Consider the following 25,135-nt stretch of genomic DNA (forward strand, 5'->3'; position numbering starts at 1 on the left):
TAAGATGTCGACCACCCTCCACCAGCAACTAGCCGAAGAAGAGATCATCGACATCGATGATTTTAGAACCAAGTTAGCGGAGGCAATCTCCCCTATCCCAGTGTACAAAGAGGCGCTGTGCACAATAAAAACCAGCCTTGATGATCGTTTCAAGGCCGGAGAGGATATCCGCAAACTAATCTACGGACGTGCGTGGGAAATCGACCGCATTTTGCAAGTTGCTTGGTCTCAATACCCATGGCCTGAAGATAAGATCTCGCTTATCGCTGTTGGCGGCTATGGCCGAGGCGAACTGCACCCGCATTCAGATATTGACCTACTCATCCTCTTGGATGATGAGATCAATGCTGAAGATCTACATGATTCAATCAGCACATTTTTAACCACCCTATGGGATATCAATTTAGATATAGGCTCCAGCGTTCGAACACTCAGTGAGTGCTATAAAGAAGCACAAAGTGATATTACGATCGCCACCAATCTGATTGAATCTCGCACACTGACAGGCAACCCTGATCTTCATACTCAAATGTATGATCGCGTGACATCAGAGGGCGCCTGGACCGATAAAGAATTCTTCCTAGCCAAACAAAAAGAGCAGAAAGAACGCCATCAGAAGACCAACAACACTGAGTACAATCTGGAGCCTAACCTTAAAAACTCTCCAGGCGGACTGCGAGATTTACAAACCATAGGCTGGGTATCCAAAAGGCATTTCGGTTCCACCTATATTCGCGACCTAGTTGAAGATGGCTTCCTAACTGAAACAGAGCTCGATATTTTAAATAAAGGCGAGCTATACCTGTGGTCTGTTCGTTATGCTCTTCACATGCTCTGCAACCGTCGTGAAGACCGCCTACTGTTTGACCATCAGCGCACACTAGCTGAGTTCTTTGGCTACAAAGATGAAGAAGGCAAACTTGCTGTAGAACAGTTCATGAGCAAGTACTATCGCATTGCCATGACCATGTCAGAATTCAACGACATGCTACTGCAACACTTCGATGAAGCGATCCTCCGCGCCAATGAAGAGCAAGTGATCATCCCTCTGAATAATCGCTTCCAGATCCACAACGATTACTTAGAAATCACTCACGAAAACACTTTTGAACACCAACCTTTTGCCCTGATGGAGCTGTTTGTTCTATTAGCACAAAATCCATCCATTAAAGGTGTTCGCGCCTCAACTATTCGCTTAATTCGAGACAATCGACACAAGGTTGATGAAGAATTTCGTAAGGATATTCGCAATACCAGTCTCTTTATGGAACTACTTCGCTCCCCAGAGCGTGTTTCTACCGAATTAAAACGGATGACGCGATACGGAATTTTGGGTCGCTACCTACCTCAATTTGGCCGCATTATTGGTCAGATGCAGCACGACCTATTCCATATCTACACCGTTGATGCACACACCATGAAGGTGATTCAAAAGTGCCGACAATTCAGACATCGCGACTACCGAGAAGAATTCCCAATTTGTCATCGCATTGTAAATCAGCTACCCAAAATCGAACTGCTATACATTGCGGGTTTATTCCATGATATAGCCAAAGGCCGAGGCGGCGATCATTCAGAGCTAGGCGCTGAAGACGTACTCGAATTCTGCGATGAGCACCATTTAGGCAAGTGGGACAGCCATTTAATATCCTGGCTCGTACGTAACCACTTACTTATGTCCATGACAGCTCAACGTAAAGACATTTCAGATCCGGAAGTTATCCACACATTTGCGCAACAAGTCCGAGACATTGTGCATCTTGATTATCTTTACGTACTGACTATCGCCGATATCAACGCCACCAACCACACTCTCTGGAACAGCTGGCGTGCAACATTGATGCGCAAACTCTATACCGATACTAAACGCGCTCTGCGTCGTGGCTTAGAGAACCCAATCAATAAAGAAGACCGTATCGAACAGATTCAGCACGAAGCTCAGATTCTATTGGATCGCCAAGGCGTCGAAAAATCAGCAGTACACACTTTATGGTCAACTATCGGGGATGATTATTTCCTTAGAGAGACCTCACAAAGCATCGCTGAACATACCAAGGCAATTCTAGAACATACAAAAGCAGATGAACCGTTGATCCTGATCCGCCAAACATCTCACCGTGTATTTGAAGGCGCAACAGAGATTTTCATCTACAGCAAAGATATCAAAAACCTCTTTGCAGCCACTGTAGCAGCGATGGACCAATTACACCTCAATATTCAAGATGCACGTATTATCGTGACAGATAGTGGCGAGGTCCTTAACACTTATACTGTTCTGTCAGATGACAATACGCCGTTGTCGGAAAATCCAAGCCATCTACAGTCGATCAAGCAACGCTTAATTGAAGAGCTAGATGATCCAGATGACTACCCTGATATTATCCAGCGACGCGTTCCACGCCAGATGAAACTGTTTGCTACACCAACACAAGTTTATGTAAGCAATGACCCATCTGCTCAACAGACCGTATTAGAAGTGATAACACCGGATCGCCCAGGTCTACTTGCACGCATTGGCGGCATTTTCGCAGAGCACAACCTATCTGTACGTAAAGCGAAGATCGCGAGCGTCGGTGAACGTGTAGAAGACTTTTTCTTCATCACCGACGAACAGGGCCTGCCTGTCTCTGATCCTGATCTCTGCCAGACGCTTCAGGATCAGATCTGCCAGCAGCTGGATGAACATATCCAACACGAAAGTTAATAGAGCCGTAGCCTCAGGTAATCGAGGCACTAAGAGAAAGTGAGGAAAACATGGATCAACAAACGCAAAATGAAATCGAAGCGGCCGTATTCCGTCGTCTACTAGAACACTTAGACAATCGTAAAGATGTACAGAACATTGATCTAATGATTCTGGCGGGTTTCTGCCGTAACTGTCTGAGCAAATGGTACAAAGCTGAAGCTGAAAAGCGCGGCCATGAAGTAGATTACGATGCTGCGCGTGAGTTGGTATATGGTGAGTCTTACGACACTTGGAAAGACAAATACCAAAAGAAAGCCACACCAGAGCAAATGGCAGCCTTTGAAGCGACTCAAAAATAATCGCTTAACTATTAAAGCTTAAGTAATAAAAAAGGGAGCTCCAGCTCCCTTTTTTATTGTCTATTTAGCGGCTAATCCAGGCTCGTTGAACCTGATTTAGATCCACCTCTAAAGTGGTTGCATAAGTATCTTCTTGCACCGGATAAGTCTTCACGACTCTTGCCCCTCTGACAATACCAGAAACAGCAGCTTTGAATTGGTCATTTTGCACAATCATATCCTGTACGGAGGTGGTACCAAACAGATACTGCCCATGAACAACACCTGCTAACTCCTGATAAGCACGTAACTTAGAAGCACGCATCGCCATCAGTATTTTATGCTGACGATTTTTCCCCGGTTGCAAGCTAATCGGTGCATAGCCCGTCGCTCTCACCCAATTGGGTTCTTTAGGCTCTTCAACACGGGTTGGGAAATTAACATCAGGTAACGCTTCAACCATATCAATGGTCGTCTCAACTGCCGTTTCACACCCCTGAAGCAGTAAAACTGGCGTCAATAAAAGCAGCCCAGCCAATTTACGAAAAAAATTTGTATATGCTTTTTTCATCTGATGATTTACCTAACCGGCCCACTTCCATTTTCGATAATCAAATCTTCATTTAACGCTTTGAGAGGATTATACCCCGGCAACCCACCCTCTAAACGCGCGTTACTCACATGGCTCTGCCCTGTCGCCAATACTTGTCGAGTCGTTGTATCAATAACTCGGGCATTGATCACCATGCCATCAGAATGTTGCGCATATGTTCCTGTCACCAAGAAATACAGTTTATAGCGCGTTCTAAGGCCTGACAGATTCTGTTTCGATAGTGGCTGTTTGGTTGATGTTGTCAAACCCGCCGCACGGTAATCAATCAGGTTGTAACCATGCTGTTGCAACTGATAAATAAACGCTTGTTCTAAGCGCTCACCAAAACGCCCTACTTTGCGTTCGTTATGTAAATTTGTGAATGGAATAACCGCCATTGGGAATTTTTTAACGCGGTTTTGCTGCAAACCCGCTGTCATCTGCACGGCCATCTGCTGTACGGCTTCACTTAGAGGGTCTAACCCATTTGGCGAAGATCCAACCTGAATCACTTCACGTTGCATCATTGCTCTCTCCTTTTCAAGAAGAGCCTCTTTTTCAGCAATATGAGCTTTCTCAAGCTTATGTAGCTCTGCAACGACTTCAGGACTCATGCTCTCAATATGCACGGACTCAGGTCCAGCACTTTTATTCATTTGATGCATACAACCGCTTAAACAACCTATCGCAAGCAGCAGTAAAATATTTTTCATCCTGATCTTCCAAACTCAAAGGTTACGCACCACAATCTAACATAATCGTCATAGTATAGGGAGCAATACAAAACGCTCCCTTATACAATGATTTACAATCATATTGTAATTGCATACTGTCAGCTTAAAGAGCCCTGATATAAGATGCCCACGGCTCCAACAACTGTTATTCAAGTTATCTACATATAGAGTAAGTAATCGGTCAACGGTGAAATATGTTTAATCTAGCGCAAAAATTAGTCTTAGCCTGTTTACTTTTACTACCCGTATCAGTTCAAGCTGTCATTGTGGAAGCTGAAGGCCAAGCCAATATTGCCAACAAAGATATCTCATCAGCGCGAGAAGCGGCTATCAGAGATGCTTCACAACAAGCTTCAATGCAAGCAGCAGTTTATGTTTCTAGCAGCCAAGTAGTTCGAGACGGCATTCTAGAAATCGACAACATGCAAATAAGCACTTTAGGTCAAGTTTCAAATATTGAAATCGTCGACGAAAAAGTAATCGGCAACACTCTGTTTGTTCGAATAAGAGCCGATGTACTCGTCGACCAAGGATGCTATAACGGTGTCAGCAACAGCTATACAAAATCAATCGCCATCGCAGCCTTCCCCTTACTCAAATTAAAGCACGCTAACCTAGGCGGACTAAGCAGTGTAAGCAGCGACTTTCCTGCTCAGATCGCACAATTAATGAATAAATATAACAATTTTATTGCGCATAATGCGGGTCGTTTGAACTTGTATATACACCCCAGTTTAGCCCCGACTAATCAATTAGATTACGGAGCACTTTCGAGCATGCAGCAAACCGCAGGGCAACTGAACGTGAACTACATCGTTTCAGGCGTTATTCGCGACATGTCGATGATGGACCCTCGCACGCACGCAGAAAAAAACTATGTTATAGATCTATACAATCAGCTTGATTATAAAAGTAAAAAACATCTAAGAAATTTTGAAATAGACCTCTATATTCATGACGGTTTGACTGGTCATCTAGTTCATCAAAAGCACTACCAAACCGCTGGCTTTTGGAATTTAGACCGCACGATCAAAACAGGGTTTAACACGGCTAGTTTTTTCAAGCAGGACTTCGGTCAAAAAGTTCAAGAACTTCAACAAACCATTCTTAAAGACTTACAAACAGAACTACATTGCGAACCATTTACTACGCTTATCAACCACATAGAAGACCGCACTATATGGATCAACTCAGGTAAACAACAAGGTCTTAAACGCGGGGATAAATTAACCATTTACCGCAAATCTACTTATTACTCACCAAATATGGAAGCAACTACCCAGCTAATAAATACAAAACAAACGCTGGTAATTGATGACGTCCAAATGGGTTCAGCTTCTGGCTACATCAGCAGTGCAGCTGCGTCATTCAATATTAGACCCGGCGACTTAGCTATCGCTCGCTAATGAAGAAAAAATAAGAAAGGACGCACCCGAGCCTAAAAAGCTCGAGTGCCATATCAATACTTAGCGACGTGTTCCGCTAATATTGATCTCTACACGACGGTTCTGTGAACGACCCGCAGAGGTTTTATTATCAGCAATTGGATAGCGTTCACCATAACCACGTGCATTAATACGTAAACGCTCAACACCTGCACTCGCAAGGTAATCACCTACGCGTGCAGCACGGCGCTCAGAAAGTTGCTGGTTATATTTAAAAGAGCCAGAACTATCAGTAAAGCCATCAACATTCAGTTCAGTCTGATCAAACTTAGCCAATACTTTAGCTACAGAGTCCAACACAGGGTAGAAACTACCTGCAATTCGATCAGAATCCACAGCGAATGTAATATTGCCTGGCATAATCAAACGAATAGAATCACCGATACGCTCAACACGAACACCTGTACCTTCTAATTCTTGGCGCAACAACGCTTCCTGTTGATCCATGTAATAGCCGATACCACCGCCAACAGCACCACCCACAAGGGCACCAGTCAAAGCACCTTTACCACGGTCACTTTTACTAGAAACAGCAGCACCAAGTACTGCACCGGCAACAGCGCCAATACCTGCACCCTTAGCCGTATTACCTACCTTCTGTTCACCAGTGTAAGGGTCCAACGTTTGACAACCCGTTAGCAGAACACCTGTAACGGCTACAGCAATCAATTTTTTCATGCATATCTCCTAAGATTCTTGCGCTCCCTGAATTCGGCCATAGTATGGCTGAATATTCGCTGACTAAAAACAAATAAAATAAGTCATAGATGCTAGTCAGTACGGGTAAACACCGATAAAATAATACGATTGTAATTTTTAGATTTGGCCTATATCTACTGTCGCTTAAAATACGTTATTGTGTAGCGGTTAGATAGAGCCCTTCGATTATCTGTAGTACTGCCCTTTGAGGAGATACAATTGTCCCAGCTTCCTGTCATTGTTGGTTTTGGTGGTATAAACCCTGCTGGACGTGCCTCATTTCACCATGCTTATCGCCGTTTAATCATCGATAAGCTGGATTCTAAATCTCGCACTGAGACATTAACCGATCTCGCTATTCTGACTGGCCTAGCAACAACATCTGAAGGCCAATATCTAAATCAAGAGGGTGAAGTTTGCACTGCAGAATCCCTTATTGAGTCTCTACAAGAACAACTACTCAATAGCACTCTAATCCGACAGATCGAAGGTAGCTGCTTTGACGTCAACAACGTCATGTTTAATAAGCCAGCAAGCATCAATTTAGGTGATGAAACCTTAAGATTCCAGTTACGTAAACGCCAAATGCCGCAAAACATTCCAAGCAATTGGCAAGTGACGGAGACATCTTCTGGGCAATTTGATATTGAAGTCACAGGTAAATTAGAAGCAATTTTACCGGATAGCAAAACAGCACCTGTTCAATCGGCAGGCCAGCTGCCTAGCGGCTTCCAACCTGGCAAACTCTACCAATCTCGTAATCACCCACGTAATCTGCAAATGACTGTTTTTGCGGCATCAGATGCGATCTCTTCAAGCGGCATTCCATTTGAACGCATCAGTGCTTACGTTGCACCAGACCAGATTGCAGTTTATGCCAGTAACTCTATAGGTCAATTAGATGATTTTGGTTTTGGTGGATTAACTAAATTCCCAGCGATTGGTAAGCGCACAACATCTAAACAGATGCCTCTTGGCTATGCGCAAATGCCAGCCGATTTTGTGAATGCTTATATCCTCGGCAATGTAGGAACGACTGGCGGCGCTTTAGGTGCTTGTGCAACCTTCCTATATAACTTGCGCAGTGGCGTTAATGATATCCGCAGCGGTCGTCGCAAAGTAGTTTTAGTTGGTGGCAGCGATGCCCCAATCACCCCAGAAGTTATTGAAGGCTTCCGTGCTATGGGTGCATTGGCTGAAGATAAAGATCTGCTCGCTCTAGACAATCTAGCTGAGCTAACCATCAATGATTACCGCAAAGCTTGTCGTCCGTTTGGTAATAACTGTGGATTCACCATTGGCGAAAGTAGCCAATTTGTTCTATTGATGAGTGATGATCTAGCTGTTGAGTTAGGCGCCGAAATCTATGGTGCTGTACCAGAAGTATTTGTTAATGCTGACGGCCATAAGAAATCGATCTCTGCTCCAGGCGTAGGCAACTATATTACTCTAGCTAAGTCAGCCTCTTTGATCCGTTCGATGCTAGGTGAAGAATCACTTCAACAACGCAGTTTTGTTCAAGCCCACGGGACAAGCACTCCGCAAAACCGCGTAACCGAATCTCATGTTATCAACGAGACAGCTAAAGCCTTCTCGATTGATAACTGGACGGTTTCCGCAGTTAAGTGCTATTTAGGTCACTCTCAAGGTACCGCTGGCGGTGATCAATTGAGTACCTCTCTAGGTACTTGGAAATACGGCTATATCCCAGGCATCGTAACAACACCTACGTTTGCTGATGATGTTCACAAAAGCAACCTGAATCTAAGCAACCAACACCATGACGTGGGTGCTACCGGCATGGACTCTGTACTTTTGAATTCTAAAGGCTTCGGTGGCAACAACGCATCTGCACCTGTACTAGCGCCACATGTTGTACACAACATGCTTAAAAAACGTTACAGCGCTACACAATTAAAAGAGTATCAGAACAAGCTTGAGCAGACGCGTGCTGTCGCGAGTGCTTATGACCAAGCAGCCATTCTCGGCGAAGCTAAACCAATCTATCGCTACGACCACAACGTGCTACAAGGCGAAGATCTTAAAATCACTGATTCACAAATAAAACTTCCAGGCTATGCCAACCCTGTGAGCCTAGAAGTTAGTAACCCTTTTGAAGACCTTTGCTAAATAAGGATATAAGTATGCGTAATGCAGTATTACTTTTGATTGCAGGTTTAAGCTTAAGCGGCTGCATGAGCATGGACTCATTATCCCTAGGCAAATCGGAGCCTACCGAGACTGACTATTACCTAGTGGATACAAAGTTTCGCTTTATCTGCTTAGGCAATACCACTCAATGTCGCGATATGACTAAGATTGTCTCTTCTCGTGCTCAGCTAGCGCCTATTGAAGAAGCTTACGGCACTAAAGTTAAAGGGCCAAACTACCCAGTATCACTTACTCGTATGCTTCTAAACCCTGCCGATGGCAGTTACACCAGCTCACCTGCAGGCACTACAGGCCGTTACTTTAAGATTCCCGTTAACGACAAGACACAAATCGCTTGGGATGCTCTAGGCACTATTGAAAGCGGCTTATATTAATCGCAATAAGTTCTTTGATTGTTGGGTAGTGATAGCTGCAACCTCCTCCACAGTTATTTGACGCAGTTCTGCTATCACTTCTGCCACCTTTGCCACATTCGCTGGCAGATTAACCTCCCCCTGATGCCCAGCTAAAGGCATATCTGGCGCATCCGTTTCTAACACAAACGACTCCAGCGGCAATTCTTGCACAAGCCGCCGAATCTTCTTCGCCCGCTCATAAGTAACCGTTCCACCAATACCCAATTTGAAACCTAAATCCAGAAACTGTCGTGCCTGCTGCTCACTACCAGAGAAAGCATGAACAATTCCGCCTCGCTCTAGCTTAATTAATCGTAGCTGTTTCAGGATCTGATCATGCGCTTTACGAACATGTAGTAATACCGGCAAGTTAAACTGCTTTGCCAGAGCTAATTGATCATTGAGGTACAACAATTGCTGATCTAGATTGGCCTCAGGAATGAAAAGATCCAACCCTATCTCACCTACAGCGCAGACCTGCTCAGTCGCCAACAAGGTTTCTAAAATTTCAAGATCTGCTGGAGTGTGCTTTACCATAAAGCAGGGATGCAAACCAAGCGCAGCGTGGAGATTATGATCCGACTTAACCAGACTCAATAAGTCTTGCCACCTATCAGCGATGACACCAGGCACGACAATATCGCTTACACCGGCGATTCTTGCCTGAAGAAGTATTTCTTTCCGAGAAAGATCAAATTCTGAAAAGTCTAAATGACAGTGGCTATCGATAAATTGCATAGCATTAGATTAGGGCGGGAAATATATGGCTGCAAGCCTAGATGCTTGCAGCCATTTATTTAGCGGTAAGTGGTTTAGTGCTCGCGTGTAGCGCGGAAAGCTACATCAGGCCAACGTTCTTCAGCCAAACTCAAGTTCACGCGTGTTGGTGCTAAGTAAGTCAGAAGACCACTACCATCGATTGCCAAGTTATCGTGATTCTTCTTCTGGAAGTCAGACAACATTTTATCATCATTACACTCAGCCCAGCGCGCTGTCTGCACACTGATCGGCTCGTACTTACACTCAACCTTGTATTCATCTTTCAATCGGAATACAACAACATCAAACTGTAGCTGACCTACCGCACCCAAAATTAGGTCATTATTTTTCAACGGCTGGAACAACTGCACTGCACCCTCTTCCGATAGCTGCTGCAAACCTTTCTGTAGCTGCTTCATTTTTAGTGGATCCAATGGGCGCACACGACGGAACATTTCCGGCGCGAAGTGAGGGATACCTGTAAATTTAAGATCTTCACCTGCAGTAAACGTATCACCGATCTGGATCGTACCGTGGTTATGCAAACCGATGATATCACCAGACCATGCTTCCTCTACGTTCTCACGATCACCTGCGATAAAGGTTACCGCATCGGCAATTTTCACATCCTTTTTGATACGTGCATGACGCATCTTCATGCCTTTGCTGTACTTACCGGAACAGATTCGCATAAAAGCAATACGGTCACGGTGTTTCGGATCCATATTGGCTTGAATCTTAAAGATAAAACCACTGAATTTTTCTTCAGCCGGTTCAACTTCACGGGTTAGTGTCGCACGTGGAATTGGCGCAGGCGCCCACTCAACGAAATCATTTAGCATCTCACGAACACCAAAGTTCGCCAAAGCCGTACCAAAGAAGACAGGGGTCAGCTTGCCCGCCATAAACTCTTCTTTATCAAACTCATGAGTTGCACCACGAACCAGCTCCACTTCATCAAGGAAGTCTTCGTAGATATCACCTAAAAGTTCTTTAGCTTCATCACTCTCAAGACCTTTAACCTGAATATCTTCAGGAATAGTATGACCTTGGCCTGGCTGGAAGACATGAATCGTATCGGTATAAAGGTTATACACACCTTTAAAACGCGGTCCCATTTCGATTGGCCAAGTAATAGGCGCAGCAGCAATCTTCAGAACTTCTTCGATCTCGTCTAGCAGTTCAATCGGATCACGAATCTCACGGTCCATTTTGTTCACAAACGAGAAAATTGGCGTGTCACGCAGACGACAAACTTCCATCAGCTTAATGGTTCGATCTTCGACACCTTTCGCACCATCCACAACCATCAACGCAGAATCCACTGCCGTTAATGTGCGGTAAGTATCCTCAGAGAAATCTTCGTGACCCGGAGTATCCAACAGGTTAACCATGCGACCGTTGTACGGGAACTGCATAACAGAAGAGGTGATCGAGATACCACGCTCTTGCTCCATCGACATCCAGTCAGATGTAGCCATACGATCGCCTTTTTTCCCTTTTACGCTACCCGCTTGCTGAATCAACTGTCCAAACAACAACAGCTTTTCAGTAATGGTCGTTTTACCCGCATCGGGGTGGGAAATAATCGCAAAGGTGCGGCGTTGATTAACTTCTTCTTGCAGGATATTCATGGATAAACATCATTTATGGTGACAGAAAGCAGGCATTATACTCCGACTGTGACAAATTACCTCCACTGCGACATTTTGCCTCGTCAGTTTTTCATTACTCTACGGTATAATCCTTTCATGGCTAATCATCGCGATAATTTAATTCAGCTTTCTTACATCAGAACCGTCACCCTGTTCGGGCAATGTATCGCGGTTATCTTTGCGATTTACGGTTTACAGGCCGATCTTAAAGTATGGCTAGTTGGCACAACCCTGGCCGCCTTAGCGCTGCTAAATGTGATGACTTACGCTCGCCTTTTTTCACCTTGGCCTGTCACGGAGCCTGAGTTTTTCTCTCAATTGATCGCAGATATGGCGCTGTATGGCGCGCTTTTATTTCATATGGGGGGAGCAACCAATCCCTTTATATTCTTACTACTCGTCCCGCTAATTATATCCTCGGCTACCATGTCGAGAGCTTATGTCTGGCTGATAGCCTTCATGATCATCGCCATCTATAGCTCTTTGCTGTTTTATTACGAACCTCTAGTTCAGCTGGATAACAGTCATCAGCACCGCATTATGGAGCTGTTCGATATCCATATTTTAGGAATGTGGATCAACTTCCTCCTAACAGTAATTGTTGTAACCTATTTTATTGTACGCATGCGCCAATCCATGCAGATACAGCAAGAGACATTGGATCAAGAACGCGAGAAACGCATTCAAGATCAACAGCTTCTATCGCTCGCCAATATGGCTGCCGGCACAGCTCATGAACTGGGAACGCCATTAAGCACCATGCAAGTCCTACTCAATGAACTTGAGCATGAACACGCTGAAAACCCAGAGCTAGTAGAAGACTTACAACTCTTACGCCAACAAACCGAACTTTGTGCACAGCGCCTGAAACAGATGAGTCAAAGCGTGAAAGAGGAACAAGCGACTGCGCAGCAGATGTCCACCATGGCACTGGTAGAAGATGTTATTGAGCAGTTTATGATTCTTCGGCCAGAGGTAACGCGTACCTTCACTGTACAAGGTGACGGAGAACCGCCTTCTCTTAACTGCACAACATCATTAAAACAATCCCTGTTAAACCTGCTAAATAACGCCGCAGATGCAGAGCCCGAAGATATCAATATCGAGCTAGATTGGGATCAACAGACAGTATATTTCCGTATCTACGATAACGGTCCGGGAATTAGTCTTGAACAGAGCAGCAACCTAGGTAAACCTTTTATCACTACAAAGGGTAAAGGTTTAGGAATAGGGCTTTTCCTAACAAGTACAACATTGGCACGCTATGATGGCGATGTAAGACTCTACAACCGTCCTGAAGGCGGTACGTTAACCGAAGTGACTCTTCCGATAAGGCACGATCATGACTGAACGCTTTCTGATAGTTGATGACGACCCGGCATTCACCCGCGTACTTTCACGCGCTATGACGCGTCGGGAATTTGAAGTTCAAGTTGCCCGTAGCGCAGAAGAAGCCGAAAAGCTGATTCAAAGCTGGACCCCAGACCTAGCTACTGTCGATCTTAAAATGGACGGTGATTCTGGACTGATACTGATCCCAAAACTTCGGCAACAAAACCCTGCGATGAAAATTCTAATGCTGACCGGCTATGCAAGCATCGCCACAGCAGTAGAAGCAATCAAATTGGGTGCAACTCAATACCTTCCAAAGCCTGCGGATGCCGATCAAATCCTAACAGCATTGAACAAGATTGAGGCAGATGCTGAAATAGAAGTGACTGAACACCCCATGTCGGTGAACCGCTTAGAATGGGAGCATATCCAAAAAGTGCTTAACGAACATGATGGTAACGTTTCAGCCACAGCTCGAGCACTTGGCATGCATCGAAGAACCCTACAGCGAAAGCTATCAAAACGCCCGGTAAAACGATAAAGCGCTTTATTGATCGTCTATGTAAGCCTTGGCATCGAAAGTACGCACCCAATCAGGATGAAACACCAACATCCCGGTAAGAAATATCCCGTTCATCAAGCCTTCTGGAAACATAATCAACGGTAGATAACGTACATATTCGTGGATAATTTTCTCGACCGTGTATACACCGTCTAACACTAGAATCGCACTCGCGGATAAGCCTGCTACAGCGGCAGAGAGACCCGCACCTAAAAAACCGCAGACGAATAAGAACACAAAGAAATTCTTCAACATTTTTGCTTCGACAAAGCGATGAAGAAGCCAAGTCGATGCAACCGGAAGCAATACAGAACAAACACCACTTAACAGCAATCCATCCCAGCTTTCCTTACCTACAACGGCCATCCCAACCAATGCAACCGTCGCCGAGAGTATTGCCAAATCCCAACCAAAAACCAAGGTCATAATGGTTAAGCCTAAAAAATGAATACCTAACCCTGGTGAAATTCCAGCCCTCATGGACCACAAAGCCATTAGCAATGCAGTGGCACCAAACAACATATGCTGTAGTGTTCGGTTATCGCCCAATGTAGGCCAAGGTGCATTTCTGATGGCATAAAACAAAACCATACAGTAAATAAGGGCACCACTAATCAACCAATATGAATGTAATAATCCTTCGGAAAAACTCATATTTTTTCTACTTTTTAATAATTAGGATACATTTTACATTGAACATTAATTATCTACTTATATGATAAAGATATGGGGCATTTCTTGTTGACGCATATCACTTTTTTCTAAACCAAAGCGGAGAGCGAATGAATATTCTTGTTGTTGATGATGATCGTTTTATTCGTGAAATAATCAGCGCAGTTATTCAGGACGCCAATCATACACCGATTACTGCCTCTCAAGGAGACGAAGCCTTAGCCGCTTTAGATAAGGGTGGAATCGATTTAGTTCTAACTGATGTCGAAATGCCAGGGCTCAATGGTTTTGACCTTACACGCGAAATTCGCAACCGCTTTCCCGACGATTGGTTCCCTATAATTTTCCTCAGTGGCCAAAGTGATGAAAAACACTATGAGGAAGGGATTGATGCTGGCGGTGACGATTACCTAACCAAACCGGTCAGTCCTATTGTGCTTAAAGCAAAAATATTAGCGATGGAACGTATCGCTAATATGAAGAAAGCCCTCGATGCCGCCAACTCTCGTTTAGAAAAACTTAGCTCTCAAGATCCACTTACAAAGATTTCTAACCGTCGAGATCTGGAAACTAACCTGTTAAAAGAGTGGAAACGCAACAAACGAGAGCAACTCGAGTTAGCAGCCATCATGCTCGATATAGATTTCTTTAAAACCTATAACGATCACTATGGCCACCAGCAAGGGGATGAATGTCTTAAAGCCGTCTCCAAGCTATTGAAAGGTCAGCTTAATCGTTCTCATGACCTTCTGGCACGCTATGGAGGTGAAGAGTTTGTCATTATCCTGCCGGATACTGATATAGAGGGAGCTGAAAAGATTGCAAGCAACATAGTCGCTTCCTTAGCTACTAAAGCCATTCCTCATGTTAAGTCTCAAGCAGCAGAGCATGTGACTGTCAGTATGGGTATTAGCTCAACTGCCAACAATGCAGAAACACCCTCTGCACTGCTAAAGCAAGCCGACCAGGCGCTTTATAAAGCCAAGGAAAGCGGTCGTAACCGTAGCTGCACCTATTCCTCTTAACTGCTTGTAGCTATCATCAATCCCATTAAAACTGCATTTTCACGCTGATCTCCGTGAACTGGAGGGTAGTAATTTTTACGCAACCCTTCAGTTAAAAAACCACTTTTTTCATACAATGCTATCGCAACTAAGTTAGATTCCCTCACCTCAAGCATCACTCGAATAACACCAGCATTTTGTAGCAATTGAGCTCCATGACCTATCAATTGTTGAGCATAACCACACCCTTGGTGGGCAGGATCGACCGCAATCTGGAGCAATTCCGCCTCATCCAGTACTTGAGAAAACATGACATAACCGATTAAGTCCGGTGAATACAAACCAAGAGCGGTAGATCGCTCTGATTCTATTTGCTTTAGGTATTGTTTAGCCGACCAAGCGGCATGGGTGAAACAGGCTTGAGCAATACGCTCTACTGCTGGAAGATCCTTAGCCTGAAGGACATCAATGTTCATAGGAGAAGTTTAAGCCGCGCTAGATTTCAGGTCTAACCAGATTTGGCGCTTAATTCCTGGGAGCTGCATCGCTTCAGTCAAGCTGTAGGTCGCAATCGCTTTAACACCAGATTTAATCGTGAAGCTGATACCTTTCAGTTCTTCTAGACTCTCTTTACGATCCATCACCATTTGAACAGCAGCTTCACCAAAGAGTAGAACCGTTTGTACCTCATCAGTTTGCAGTTCTTTTGATAGCTTATGCTGAACAGCACTTAGCGCCTGCTTATAACCCTGATCTAAGGTTTTGCTAGCAAACATAGGCCAAGGAAGCATAAAAGCAGCTTCAGCTGGACCTGATCGACCTAAAGCAGCCACGATGGCAGCAGCTAACTGTTGATAATTGTTAGCAAAATTACCTCCCTGAGGCGGCAAACTGTCCACAATCAACACACTACCGATCCGCTGGAAGACAAGCTTAAAGACTGGAGCTTCATCCTGCTCCTGCGTTTGAACTTCATTAGACTCAGCAACTACATCAGCAGCGTCAGTGGTAGGAGCTACAACAGTCTTATTAACCTCTTCGGACACTAAACCTAACGCAGCGCGAGCTTCTGACATCCCCTGCTGCATAGTTTCAGGAGATGACTTTCTAGAAACAGGTGCTGTACTAGCTACATTTTGCTGCTGAGGGCGATTTGGAGAATCGAAAGGAATTTCTGGAGCGGGATACAGAAAATCATCAACCCAATCAGATGATGGTTTCGCTCCCGCTAGAGAAGCACAAGGTAGCCAACTGGATATGCCCATTGCATCCAGGTATTGATGCCTAAGCTGTTCTTGCTCCATAGCCACTACCTTGTCTTAACGCTGAATCCTCAGTTACACCTGAGGGTGAGCTTTTTGAACGTTTGCATCCAGCATATTCAAAGCATGGATATAGGCTTTTGCAGAAGCGATGATGATATCAGTATCTGCACCTAGGCCATTGACGATACGGCCAGCATTTTCCAAGCGTACAGTTACCTCACCTTGAGAGTCTGTTCCTTCTGTCACAGCGTTTACAGAGTAGATCTGCAAGCTCGCACCAGAATCTGCAATCATCTCAATCGCTTTAAATGCAGCATCCACTGGACCACCGCCAGTAGCTTCCGCAGTTTTCTCTTCGTCACCCACTTGCATCACAATCTTAGCAACAGGCGTCTCACCTGTTTGAGAAGTCACAGATAGGCTTGTTAGCTTGAACTGCTCACTGCTTGCTGTAGCGCGAGTATCACTTACTAGAGCCACTAGATCTTCATCAAAGATCTCGCTCTTCTTATCAGCAAGCTCTTTAAAGCGAGAGAAAGCATTGTTTAGTTCAGAGTCTGTCGCAAATGTTGTACCTAGCTCTTCTAAACGTGTACGGAACGCAGCACGACCAGACAACTTACCTAGTACCATACGGTTTGTGTTCCAGCCCACATCTTGAGCGGTCATAATCTCGTATGTTTCACGGTGTTTCAGAACACCATCTTGGTGGATGCCAGACTCATGTGCGAAGGCATTTGCACCTACGATTGCCTTGTTAGGCTGAACAGGGAAGCCTGTCACGCTAGAGACTAAACGCGATGCCGGAACGATCTGAGTTGTATCGACATTCGTTTCTACGCCTAGCGTATCTTTACGAGTGCGGATCGCCATCACGATCTCTTCTAGAGAAGCGTTACCTGCACGCTCGCCTAGACCGTTTACCGTACATTCAACCTGACGCGCACCAGCACCAACAGCAGCCAAAGAGTTAGCTACAGCTAAGCCTAAGTCGTTATGACAATGTACAGAGAAAATCGCTTTATCAGCATTTGGAATACGCTGGATTAGCTGACCGATTGTGTGAGCAAACTCACCCGGTACCGCATAACCAACAGTATCTGGGATGTTAATTGTACGTGCACCAGCATCGATTACTTTCTCGATTATACGGCACATAAAGTCCAATTCAGAGCGGCTCGCATCTTCTAACGAGAATTCAACGTCATCAATTAGGTTACGCGCACGCGTTACTGCTTTTACTGCTTGCTCAACCACTTGGTCAGGCTGCATCTGCAGTTTGTATTTCATGTGGATAGGTGACGTTGCAATGAAGGTATGGATACGACCCATTGCTGCATTCTGAAGTGCTTCACCCGCACGGTCGATATCAGCATCAAGCGCACGGGATAGAGAACAAACGCGACTTTCCGTCACAGCTTCTGCAATCGCTTTTACCGACTCAAAATCACCCGGACTCGCAATAGCAAAACCAGCCTCAATTACATCAACACGCATCTTCTCAAGCTGCTTAGCTACACGCAGCTTTTCATCACGCGTCATTGATGCACCAGGGCTTTGCTCGCCATCACGCAAAGTTGTATCAAAAATAATTACACGATTGTCATTGCTCATAAGGTTTGCTCCAAACCGACTCACCAGCGATCAATACTTACAATTATCGCTGCTCTCTAAATTCTTTACAAAATCTGTATTCAAAAAAAGGACAGGAGAGCACTATACTGTTCAAAAAGCAGGGATAGTTTTCAACGCTATCGACAATAAAAACCAGTCTTAAAACTTCGCGTTGCTTTACTCTCTTGATAGCTCATAGCTACAGGGATTTGTGTGGTAATCCAATGCCCACCACTATAACGCCGGGCGGCTGTTTTGCAACCCGTGTTTTCGGCAAATAACGAACAAGTAGAGAGATCATGTCCACAGAGTTTGATTATCAAATCAACCGTAAAGGTACAGCGAGTCAGAAGTGGGAAAAATACAGTGATAGCGACATCCTACCTATGTGGGTTGCCGACACTGACTTTATGTCTCCGCCCGCCGTGATTAAAGCACTACATGAACGTATAGACCACGGTGTTTTTGGTTACACAAATGTTCCTGCTGAGCTTAATGAGTTGGTCATCCAAAGGATGCAGAACTTTTACGACTGGGAGGTCAACAGCAATGACATTGTTTGGTTACCCGGTTTAGTTTGTGGTCTAAACCTCGCTTGCCGCAGCCTCGGTGAAAGTGGAGATACAGTTTTAACCCCTAAACCTATCTACCCGCCTTTTATGTCGGCTCCTCGCCTCTCAGATCGTGAGGTTTGCACACTACCAATGCAGGACATTGATGGCCGCAAGATCATCGATTTTGATGCGTTAGAAAATGCCCTCACCGATAGAACGCGGCTCTTACTGTTTTGTAACCCTCATAACCCCGGTGGTACGGTCTATCGCAAAGAAGAACTAAAACGCCTTGCAGAGATCATTATTAAACACGATCTCTATATCTGTTCAGACGAAATACACTGCGATTTGATTCTCGAACAAGGGCTGCAACATACACCTATTGCTTCACTCAGCCCCGAGATCGCGGCAAGAACGATAACGCTCATGGCGCCAAGTAAAACCTTTAATATCGCCGGTTTGGGCTGTTCTTTTGCCATTATTGGTAATCCAGAGCTACGTAAGAAATTTATTAACACTAAGAAAGGTGTTGTGCCTGATGTGAACCTACTTGGATACACCGCAGCTATTGCCGCTTATCAGGAAGGGGAAGCGTGGAATCAACAACAGCTTGATTACCTCAGAGCTAATCGCGATTACCTACAAAAGGAGATCAATCAGATCCCCGGCCTAAAACTCACCCCAATTGAAGCCACTTACCTTGCTTGGATCGATGTATCAGGAGCGAAATTGACCAACCCTGCACATTTTTTTGAGCAAGCTGGTATAGGTATGTCTCCGGGAAGAGACTTTGGCGACAATAACTATATGCGTTTGAATTTCGGCTGCACACGAAGCACGCTCGAAGAAGCCGTTCGCCGAATTAAACGTGCACTAGTCAATGAACTACCAGCCTAAAACCTAAAGATCCGACTTAGACTCAATCAGTTTAAGAGCGCGTTTCAATTCATCAAAATACTGCTCCGCTGAGAAATTCAGCGGAGCAAAATCTCGATAATCCCAACCATCCTGTTTAGACCGAGCTGGATTATTCCAATTGTGCCAAGCAACGATATCTGAATAACAAGATTGCGTTAGGTTTAACTGCCAACAATCTATATCACCGCAGTTACACACAAATGGCGTCAATACGATCTCACTATCAGTACAAGCTCGCTGCAACATCTCTTTATTAAAACCACAGATGTAGGCGCCACTAATACTGCCTGCAAAAGCCGCTTCATAATCACTCACCCAATCAAGTAGTGGCTGATCATCAACCAAAATATCGCAATAGAGCCCAAGCTGGCTCTGATAACCACCGTAAACCAACTTAAACTCATTCATCGATTAACATACCCCACTTAAGCACGCGGCAGATCAAAAGGGATAACATTGGCTAAGGAAGATTCTCTAAGCGCTAACATCAACAACCGATCAACACCTAAGGCTACGCCAGCACAATCAGGCATTCCTACCTCCAGCGCGTCCACAAGACGTGTATCAAGAGGGCGCTGCGGCAGATCCAATGTAGCTCTTTGCTTTTGGTCAGCATCCAAACGACGCTTTTGTTCGACACTATCTGTCAGTTCGTAATAGCCATTCGCTAACTCTACACCTCTAACAAACAGCTCAAACCTTGCTGCGACAGTTATTCCCGCTGAATTTTTTCGCACTCGCGCCAATGCTGCTTGGCTTTGTGGATAATCCATCACAATAATGGCATCAACCTGTTCCAGCTGTGGTTCGATGACATGAGACATCAACAAATTCAGCCAAGTATCCGGATCAGAGTCATCTAGCTCGATATCTATATGCTTCCGCGTTTCTTTAATTAGGTCTTCTAAAACGACTTCTTCCGGCCTGAAGCCTAAATAACGGAAAAACAGATCCGAGTAGGTGATACGTTCTACCTGATCTAACTGTAAAACAGGCTTAATCAAGGCTTCAATTTCATCTATCAGGTCAGTATCATCAAAGCCCGGGCGATACCACTCCAACATAGTAAATTCAGGATTGTGACGACGACCATATTCGCCATTTCGAAACACCTTACTCATCTGATAGATCGGCCCACTGCCAGCAGCTAGTAAGCGTTTCATGGCATATTCGGGTGATGTTTGCAGATATAACTGTCGCCCTTCTGCGCCTAACGTTTCGCGGTAATCTACCTCAATGCTATCGATAAAAGGATCACTCACCGCACAGTTAGACATCACTGGCGTATCTACTTCTAATACACCTCTCTGCTTGAAGAAATCACGAATATATCCGAATAACTCGCCGCGTTTACGCAAGTTGTCTATTGAAGCTGAAGGCTGCCAATCATTCATACTGAAGTTACTTATTCCATCTAAAACCACTAGGCGTAACTTTATCAGCTTGACCCCCTCCAATAAAAATTAAATCGATGAACCCACATACGTAACTGTCCATCCGTTTGGTCACTTCACTTATCCCCTTCTACACTTAAGAGCACTGTGCATATCAGCGAATAACAGTCGCTGTAGAGGTATGCAGCCATGACAACACCTAAAAACTGTTCTTATTGCAATCCAGATGGTTGGCAATGCAGTGAACCCGCCAATGACTCAGGCCTATGCTACTGGCACGACCCTTCTGTGGATAAAAGCCAGGATGAAGGCGTAAAGAACGCTGTGGAAAAATGGGCTCAAGCAGGCAAGCCTCTCGATGGATTTCAGTTATCACGCGCGCAGTTGGAAGATATCAATTTAGTAAACCGTGGTAGCAAGCAGGGTTATCAATGTCGGGAAGCTGACTTTTACCGCGCGAATCTGCGCAATGCGCATTGTTTTGGGCTAGACCTTAGAGGCTCCTCCTTAATGAAAAGCACCTTGGCAGGTGCCAACCTTCATTGTGCCCATTTAGAAAACTGTAACTTACTCGGTGCAGATCTAAGCCACACCCGACTTGAAAATATCAATTGGGGAGATGAACTCCAACAAGAACGAAGAGCACTTGAAGCCTTCCAGCAAAAAAAACCTCAAGAAGCCGTATCCTTATGCCAAGAGGCCGAAGAGGTCGCACGAATTATCCGCAAACAATGCGAGAAAGAGGGGCTTTTTGAGATTGCAGGTCATTTCTTCAAGAAGGAGATGATCTTCAGGCGCTACCAAATGCCCATGTACAGCTCTCGGCGAATTATCTCAAAAGGGGTCGATCTGTTTTGTGGTTACGGCGAATCCCCTATCAGGGTCGTAATGTTTTCAGTCTGTCTGATATTGCTGTGCGCACTGGTGTATTTCTTTCTCGGAACAACCGCATCCAATCCAATCTACCCAGACAGCACCGGTGCCATAGCGATCTTCTTAGAATTCCTCAATGCGATTTACTTCAGCGTTGTAACCTTCACTACACTGGGCTATGGAGACATAGCACCTATAGGGCTCGCAAGGTTTGTTGCAGCTATTGAAGCCTTTTTAGGCAGTTTTACAATGGCGCTGTTTGTAGTGGTGTTCGTCAAGAAGATGACAAGGTAGGAGAAATAAAGTTAGGAGAGGAAAAGGGACAGAGTGATCTGCCCCTTAACAACATTACGCGCGAGAAACGTATTCGCCCGTACGTGTATCAATTTTTAGTACTTCACCTTCGTTGATAAACAAAGGAACGCGTACAACAGCGCCAGTGCTCAATGTAGCTGGTTTAGAACCACCCTGAGCAGTATCGCCTTTAAGGCCTGGATCTGTCTCAGTTACTTCTAACTCTACAAAGTTAGCAGGAGTCACAGAGATTGGGTTACCGTTGAACAAAGTAACCGTTACAGAGTCTTGCTCTTTCAACCATGGCTTAGCTTCAGCAACTGCGTTTTCGTCCGCACCTACCTGCTCAAAAGTATTTGGATCCATGAAGTACCATAGCTCACCATCGTAGTATGAGTATTCCATAGTCGTATCCATTACATCAGCCTGCTCAACGCTCTCACCTGATTTAAAGGTACGTTCCCAGATACGACCGGACATCAGGTTACGCAACTTAACACGTGTGAACGCCTGACCTTTACCTGGTTTTACAAATTCAACGTCAACCATTGCGCATGGATCGCCGTCGATCATTACTTTCTGACCATTTTTAAACTGGTTAGTAGAAATGTTGCCCATAATGTTCTCTGTATCTCTTGTAAGTTTTTCTCAACCAACAAACCCTGTTGATCGTAAAATTGACAGACATTCTACTTGAAAGGAAAATGCGAGCAACTTTCAGTCGTAATTCCGTACAAAAACATCATGAATTCTATTTCTAATCCCATTCCCGTCACGGAAGAAGCCGACTGGCAACAGCTCCTGAGTCACACAGTTGATGATCCAGCCGAGCTGCTTAAGCTATTAGATCTCCCCGCGTCGCTACTCAATGGCGCGCGACAAGGTAGCGATCTATTCTCACTCAAAGTACCAAAGCCATTTCTACAGCGGATTGAAAAAGGTAATCCAAATGACCCTTTGCTACGCCAAATTCTGCCGTTAGATGCAGAAAGCGCTGATATTCCAGGCTATGTCACCGACCCTCTTGCAGAGATGGCCGCAAACCACAGTGATGGACTTATCCACAAATACCATGGTCGTGTACTGCTTATTCTAAGTGGAGCTTGTGCAGTAAATTGTCGTTACTGCTTTCGCCGCCATTTCCCCTATCAAGACAACCGCTTAGGTTCTGGGCAATGGCAACAAGTACTTGAGTACTTAAATGCAAATAAAAGCATTACCGAAGTAATTTTTTCAGGAGGCGATCCCCTTGCAACCTCGGATAAACGCTTATGCAGAATGATTACTGATTTAGAAGAGATCCCTCATCTAAAACGGTTAAGAATTCACACCCGTTTACCAATAGTAATCCCGCAGCGGGTCACCTCCGAGTTAACCACACTCTTTGCTAATAGCCGTTTCGATATCGCGATGGTTCTTCATGCCAACCATGCTAATGAACTGGATCAACAGGTTGAGCAAGCTAGCGCAGATCTAAGAACAGCAAACGTTACCGTCTTAAACCAAGCAGTGTTGCTCAAAGGCGTAAATGACAGCCTAGCCGCGCTAACAGATCTGAGTGAGAAGCTCTTTCATTTCGGAATTCTACCCTATTACTTATTCACCCTAGATCCGGTAAAAGGCGCAGCTCACTTTGATATCCCTGACGAGCAAGCCATAGCGTTGCACCAACAACTGCAGGCAACATTACCGGGTTACCTAGTACCAAAGCTTGCTCGCGAGATTCCTGGCAAGGGTTCTAAAACACTGTTGTTCTAACCCCGCCGTTCTTACGAAAGGAAACTGAAACTTTTTCATATTCTGGGTTTCATCCTTTGCTTCCCTCGACTGCTGCCGATAACTATCGAATGGAGTAATTAGCACTAGAGGGTGAAGCAATGCGTATTGCCGCTTCTGATATTGCACTGGAGAGTACAGCACACCAATCGACCTATACCGAAATTAGAGAGCATCTAACCGAGGGTTATATTCGTGCTGGCGATGCTTTCAATAAAGAAAATTTGGTCGAAGGTAGCCACAGGGAGCGGGTAGTAAAAGAAGTAAATCAAAGCACTCAAGCTGATGACTCAACCTATGCCGATTTCCGCAAACAGATGGAACGGGAAAATGTCGGTAAATACAGCCTTGACCAACTAATCACAAAGGCGACAGGGAGTAACTCAAGCCTATTTGAGCTAAACCCAGAAGATAAAGTCAAAATAGAGCTTCTAAAAAAGCTGTTTGAAAGCATGACTGGCAAAAGCTTCAATGTCGGCATGTTAGATGCTCAAGCTGTAGGAAATAGCGGTAACAATGCTACTACGGAGCAAGCAACAACATCTGCTAGCCAACTGAGTATTACTTCTGGCGAAGCCCTGGAACACGGCTTCGAGTACAGCTACAGCGAAACCACAACCTCCACCGAGCAAGTCCAGTTTCAAGCCCAAGGGCAAGTGCGCACTACAGACGGCCGGGTTATCGATCTTAACCTACAACTCAATATGAGCCGCTCACTCAGCGAGAATCACAGTTTTCAAATTCGTTTGGGGGCAGCGCTTAAAGATCCTCTCGTGATCAACTTTTCTGGCCAAGCCGCCGAACTTAGCGCCGATACGATTGAGTTCGATATAGATAGTGATGGTGAACTGGATACCGTTCATCGTCTTGATGATGTTAGCGGCTATATCGCCCTGGACAAAAACAACAATGGCTCAATTGATAATGGTAACGAGCTGTTTGGCGCACAGTCAGGTAATGGCTTTAAAGAGCTCGCAGCCTACGATGATGATAACAACGGTTTTATCGATGAAGGCGATGCGATCTGGGATCAATTACGCATCTGGGTTCAGCATGATGATGGCAGTAGCAGCATGTTCACCTTAGCCGACAAAGATATTGGCGCTTTATATCTTGGTTATTCCCGTACGGATTGGGAGCTAAGTGCTGGCCAATATAGTGACGAAATGGCAGGAAAGATTCGTGCAACAGGCCTTTTTCTTACAGAGGAAGGCGAGACCGGCACCTTACAGCAGGTTGATCTAGTCGTGTAACTATAAAGCCTTTTGCTAACCCTTAAATCACGCTTACTAATTCCCCCCCTCAATTTTATCCAAATTGGGGCAAACAGGTTAAATCATCCCCCTCAAAAAACCGCTTTTGCTCCTTTTTGGCACACCGACTACGTAACTTTTTTGCGCAG

Annotated in this window: 24 protein-coding genes; 12 read left to right on the forward strand and 12 right to left on the reverse strand. The window is 44.9% G+C overall.

The window, feature by feature from the left end; translation table 11 throughout:
* Nucleotides 1-4: 4 nt before the first annotated feature.
* Both ACMXYO_RS14595 and ACMXYO_RS14600 read left to right on the forward strand, forming a co-directional pair.
* A complete protein-coding gene (locus ACMXYO_RS14595; protein ID WP_415885840.1) occupies nt 5-2,704 on the forward strand; it encodes a [protein-PII] uridylyltransferase in 2,700 nt (899 codons plus the stop codon).
* Between the two features lie 50 nt (nt 2,705-2,754).
* The gene (locus ACMXYO_RS14600; protein ID WP_415885841.1) at nt 2,755-3,045 is read left to right on the forward strand and encodes a DUF1244 domain-containing protein; all 291 of its coding nucleotides are present in this window, start codon (nt 2,755-2,757) and stop codon (nt 3,043-3,045) included.
* A gap of 64 nt (nt 3,046-3,109) precedes the next feature.
* Here ACMXYO_RS14600 and ACMXYO_RS14605 read toward each other — a convergent pair whose 3' ends face one another.
* Nucleotides 3,110-3,595, reverse strand: a complete 486-nt coding sequence (locus ACMXYO_RS14605) for an LPP20 family lipoprotein (protein WP_415885843.1) — start codon at nt 3,593-3,595, stop codon at nt 3,110-3,112.
* Nucleotides 3,596-3,603: 8 nt separating this feature from the next.
* Nucleotides 3,604-4,329 carry a FlgO family outer membrane protein gene (locus tag ACMXYO_RS14610; protein WP_415885844.1) on the reverse strand — a complete coding sequence of 242 codons (726 nt, stop codon included), beginning with the start codon at nt 4,327-4,329 and terminating at the stop codon, nt 3,604-3,606.
* A gap of 215 nt (nt 4,330-4,544) precedes the next feature.
* Between ACMXYO_RS14610 and ACMXYO_RS14615 the strand changes: the two genes are divergently transcribed.
* Nucleotides 4,545-5,756 (forward strand): flagellar assembly protein T N-terminal domain-containing protein, encoded by a 1,212-nt coding sequence (locus tag ACMXYO_RS14615; RefSeq protein WP_415885845.1) that lies wholly within the window; start codon nt 4,545-4,547, stop codon nt 5,754-5,756.
* 60 nt (nt 5,757-5,816) lie between these two features.
* On the opposite strand, the gene ACMXYO_RS14620 is transcribed toward ACMXYO_RS14615, so the two are convergent.
* Nucleotides 5,817-6,473: an OmpA family protein gene (locus tag ACMXYO_RS14620; RefSeq protein WP_415885846.1), complete on the reverse strand. Its 657-nt coding sequence runs from the start codon at nt 6,471-6,473 to the stop codon at nt 5,817-5,819.
* 240 nt (nt 6,474-6,713) lie between these two features.
* Here ACMXYO_RS14620 and ACMXYO_RS14625 point away from each other — a divergent pair, with 240 nt between their 5' ends.
* Both ACMXYO_RS14625 and ACMXYO_RS14630 read left to right on the forward strand, forming a co-directional pair.
* Entirely contained in the window at nt 6,714-8,624 is a 1,911-nt protein-coding gene (locus ACMXYO_RS14625; RefSeq protein WP_415885847.1) for a beta-ketoacyl synthase, read from the forward strand.
* A gap of 14 nt (nt 8,625-8,638) precedes the next feature.
* Nucleotides 8,639-9,040, forward strand: coding sequence for a hypothetical protein (locus ACMXYO_RS14630; RefSeq protein WP_415882463.1), 402 nt, complete (start codon nt 8,639-8,641; stop codon nt 9,038-9,040).
* On the opposite strand, the gene ACMXYO_RS14635 is transcribed toward ACMXYO_RS14630, so the two are convergent.
* Nucleotides 9,032-9,799, reverse strand: a complete 768-nt coding sequence (locus ACMXYO_RS14635) for a TatD family hydrolase (RefSeq protein ID WP_415885849.1) — start codon at nt 9,797-9,799, stop codon at nt 9,032-9,034. The genes ACMXYO_RS14630 and ACMXYO_RS14635 overlap by 9 nt on opposite strands.
* Before the next feature lie 74 nt (nt 9,800-9,873).
* Nucleotides 9,874-11,454, reverse strand: a complete 1,581-nt coding sequence (locus tag ACMXYO_RS14640; RefSeq protein WP_415885850.1) for a peptide chain release factor 3 — start codon at nt 11,452-11,454, stop codon at nt 9,874-9,876.
* A gap of 117 nt (nt 11,455-11,571) precedes the next feature.
* Between ACMXYO_RS14640 and ACMXYO_RS14645 the strand changes: the two genes are divergently transcribed.
* The gene (locus tag ACMXYO_RS14645; protein ID WP_415885851.1) at nt 11,572-12,825 is read left to right on the forward strand and encodes an ATP-binding protein; all 1,254 of its coding nucleotides are present in this window, start codon (nt 11,572-11,574) and stop codon (nt 12,823-12,825) included.
* On the forward strand, nt 12,818-13,348 hold the full coding sequence (locus tag ACMXYO_RS14650; protein WP_415885853.1) for a response regulator transcription factor: 531 nt from the start codon (nt 12,818-12,820) through the stop codon (nt 13,346-13,348). Before ACMXYO_RS14645 ends, ACMXYO_RS14650 begins: the two co-directional genes overlap by 8 nt.
* A 6-nt stretch (nt 13,349-13,354) precedes the next feature.
* Here ACMXYO_RS14650 and ACMXYO_RS14655 read toward each other — a convergent pair whose 3' ends face one another.
* Entirely contained in the window at nt 13,355-14,023 is a 669-nt protein-coding gene (locus ACMXYO_RS14655; protein ID WP_415885854.1) for an energy-coupling factor ABC transporter permease, read from the reverse strand.
* A gap of 128 nt (nt 14,024-14,151) precedes the next feature.
* Here ACMXYO_RS14655 and ACMXYO_RS14660 point away from each other — a divergent pair, with 128 nt between their 5' ends.
* Nucleotides 14,152-15,066 carry a GGDEF domain-containing protein gene (locus tag ACMXYO_RS14660; RefSeq protein ID WP_415885855.1) on the forward strand — a complete coding sequence of 305 codons (915 nt, stop codon included), beginning with the start codon at nt 14,152-14,154 and terminating at the stop codon, nt 15,064-15,066.
* On the opposite strand, the gene rimI is transcribed toward ACMXYO_RS14660, so the two are convergent.
* From rimI to ACMXYO_RS14675, 3 genes are read right to left on the reverse strand one after another with little or no spacing between them, the layout of a single operon-like run.
* On the reverse strand, nt 15,063-15,521 hold the full coding sequence (gene rimI, locus ACMXYO_RS14665) for a ribosomal protein S18-alanine N-acetyltransferase (RefSeq protein WP_415885856.1): 459 nt from the start codon (nt 15,519-15,521) through the stop codon (nt 15,063-15,065). The genes ACMXYO_RS14660 and rimI overlap by 4 nt on opposite strands.
* A gap of 9 nt (nt 15,522-15,530) precedes the next feature.
* On the reverse strand, nt 15,531-16,349 hold the full coding sequence (locus ACMXYO_RS14670; RefSeq protein WP_415885857.1) for a hypothetical protein: 819 nt from the start codon (nt 16,347-16,349) through the stop codon (nt 15,531-15,533).
* 33 nt (nt 16,350-16,382) lie between these two features.
* Entirely contained in the window at nt 16,383-17,924 is a 1,542-nt protein-coding gene (locus ACMXYO_RS14675) for a 2-isopropylmalate synthase (RefSeq protein WP_415885858.1), read from the reverse strand.
* Between the two features lie 299 nt (nt 17,925-18,223).
* Between ACMXYO_RS14675 and ACMXYO_RS14680 the strand changes: the two genes are divergently transcribed.
* Entirely contained in the window at nt 18,224-19,375 is a 1,152-nt protein-coding gene (locus ACMXYO_RS14680; RefSeq protein ID WP_415885859.1) for a MalY/PatB family protein, read from the forward strand.
* 3 nt (nt 19,376-19,378) lie between these two features.
* On the opposite strand, the gene ACMXYO_RS14685 is transcribed toward ACMXYO_RS14680, so the two are convergent.
* Both ACMXYO_RS14685 and epmA read right to left on the reverse strand, forming a co-directional pair.
* Nucleotides 19,379-19,804: a hypothetical protein gene (locus ACMXYO_RS14685; RefSeq protein ID WP_415885861.1), complete on the reverse strand. Its 426-nt coding sequence runs from the start codon at nt 19,802-19,804 to the stop codon at nt 19,379-19,381.
* Between the two features lie 17 nt (nt 19,805-19,821).
* Nucleotides 19,822-20,790 carry an EF-P lysine aminoacylase EpmA gene (gene epmA / locus ACMXYO_RS14690; protein ID WP_415885862.1) on the reverse strand — a complete coding sequence of 323 codons (969 nt, stop codon included), beginning with the start codon at nt 20,788-20,790 and terminating at the stop codon, nt 19,822-19,824.
* A 189-nt stretch (nt 20,791-20,979) separates the two neighbouring features.
* Between epmA and ACMXYO_RS14695 the strand changes: the two genes are divergently transcribed.
* The gene (locus tag ACMXYO_RS14695) at nt 20,980-21,957 is read left to right on the forward strand and encodes an ion channel (RefSeq protein ID WP_415885863.1); all 978 of its coding nucleotides are present in this window, start codon (nt 20,980-20,982) and stop codon (nt 21,955-21,957) included.
* A gap of 54 nt (nt 21,958-22,011) precedes the next feature.
* Here the strand turns inward: ACMXYO_RS14695 and efp are convergent, their stop codons facing one another.
* Nucleotides 22,012-22,575, reverse strand: a complete 564-nt coding sequence (gene efp / locus ACMXYO_RS14700) for an elongation factor P (RefSeq protein WP_415882477.1) — start codon at nt 22,573-22,575, stop codon at nt 22,012-22,014.
* A gap of 126 nt (nt 22,576-22,701) precedes the next feature.
* Here efp and epmB point away from each other — a divergent pair, with 126 nt between their 5' ends.
* Nucleotides 22,702-23,715, forward strand: a complete 1,014-nt coding sequence (gene epmB, locus ACMXYO_RS14705) for an EF-P beta-lysylation protein EpmB (protein ID WP_415885864.1) — start codon at nt 22,702-22,704, stop codon at nt 23,713-23,715.
* Between the two features lie 119 nt (nt 23,716-23,834).
* Entirely contained in the window at nt 23,835-24,986 is a 1,152-nt protein-coding gene (locus ACMXYO_RS14710) for a hypothetical protein (RefSeq protein ID WP_415885865.1), read from the forward strand.
* Nucleotides 24,987-25,135 lie beyond the last annotated feature (149 nt).

The sequence above is a fragment of the Neptuniibacter sp. QD37_6 genome, from assembly GCF_047778085.1.
GTDB lineage: Bacteria > Pseudomonadota > Gammaproteobacteria > Pseudomonadales > Balneatricaceae > Neptuniibacter.

Bases quoted from the DNA above. Each gene is read 5' to 3' on its own strand.
- ACMXYO_RS14710 (WP_415885865.1), top strand. From the start codon at position 23,835: ATGCGTATTGCCGCTTCTGATATTGCACTGGAGAGTACAGCACACCAA.
- ACMXYO_RS14630 (WP_415882463.1), top strand. From the start codon at position 8,639: ATGCGTAATGCAGTATTACTTTTGATTGCAGGTTTAAGCTTAAGCGGC.
- ACMXYO_RS14615 (WP_415885845.1), top strand. From the start codon at position 4,545: ATGTTTAATCTAGCGCAAAAATTAGTCTTAGCCTGTTTACTTTTACTA.
- epmA (WP_415885862.1), bottom strand. From the start codon at position 20,790: ATGAATGATTGGCAGCCTTCAGCTTCAATAGACAACTTGCGTAAACGC.
- ACMXYO_RS14610 (WP_415885844.1), bottom strand. From the start codon at position 4,329: ATGAAAAATATTTTACTGCTGCTTGCGATAGGTTGTTTAAGCGGTTGT.
- ACMXYO_RS14595 (WP_415885840.1), top strand. From the start codon at position 5: ATGTCGACCACCCTCCACCAGCAACTAGCCGAAGAAGAGATCATCGAC.
- rimI (WP_415885856.1), bottom strand. From the start codon at position 15,521: ATGAACATTGATGTCCTTCAGGCTAAGGATCTTCCAGCAGTAGAGCGT.
- ACMXYO_RS14650 (WP_415885853.1), top strand. From the start codon at position 12,818: ATGACTGAACGCTTTCTGATAGTTGATGACGACCCGGCATTCACCCGC.
- ACMXYO_RS14635 (WP_415885849.1), bottom strand. From the start codon at position 9,799: ATGCAATTTATCGATAGCCACTGTCATTTAGACTTTTCAGAATTTGAT.
- ACMXYO_RS14695 (WP_415885863.1), top strand. From the start codon at position 20,980: ATGACAACACCTAAAAACTGTTCTTATTGCAATCCAGATGGTTGGCAA.
- ACMXYO_RS14670 (WP_415885857.1), bottom strand. From the start codon at position 16,349: ATGGAGCAAGAACAGCTTAGGCATCAATACCTGGATGCAATGGGCATA.
- ACMXYO_RS14605 (WP_415885843.1), bottom strand. From the start codon at position 3,595: ATGAAAAAAGCATATACAAATTTTTTTCGTAAATTGGCTGGGCTGCTT.
- ACMXYO_RS14620 (WP_415885846.1), bottom strand. From the start codon at position 6,473: ATGAAAAAATTGATTGCTGTAGCCGTTACAGGTGTTCTGCTAACGGGT.
- ACMXYO_RS14645 (WP_415885851.1), top strand. From the start codon at position 11,572: ATGGCTAATCATCGCGATAATTTAATTCAGCTTTCTTACATCAGAACC.
- ACMXYO_RS14655 (WP_415885854.1), bottom strand. From the start codon at position 14,023: ATGAGTTTTTCCGAAGGATTATTACATTCATATTGGTTGATTAGTGGT.
- ACMXYO_RS14640 (WP_415885850.1), bottom strand. From the start codon at position 11,454: ATGAATATCCTGCAAGAAGAAGTTAATCAACGCCGCACCTTTGCGATT.
- ACMXYO_RS14675 (WP_415885858.1), bottom strand. From the start codon at position 17,924: ATGAGCAATGACAATCGTGTAATTATTTTTGATACAACTTTGCGTGAT.
- efp (WP_415882477.1), bottom strand. From the start codon at position 22,575: ATGGGCAACATTTCTACTAACCAGTTTAAAAATGGTCAGAAAGTAATG.
- ACMXYO_RS14660 (WP_415885855.1), top strand. From the start codon at position 14,152: ATGAATATTCTTGTTGTTGATGATGATCGTTTTATTCGTGAAATAATC.
- ACMXYO_RS14685 (WP_415885861.1), bottom strand. From the start codon at position 19,804: ATGAATGAGTTTAAGTTGGTTTACGGTGGTTATCAGAGCCAGCTTGGG.
- ACMXYO_RS14680 (WP_415885859.1), top strand. From the start codon at position 18,224: ATGTCCACAGAGTTTGATTATCAAATCAACCGTAAAGGTACAGCGAGT.
- ACMXYO_RS14600 (WP_415885841.1), top strand. From the start codon at position 2,755: ATGGATCAACAAACGCAAAATGAAATCGAAGCGGCCGTATTCCGTCGT.
- epmB (WP_415885864.1), top strand. From the start codon at position 22,702: ATGAATTCTATTTCTAATCCCATTCCCGTCACGGAAGAAGCCGACTGG.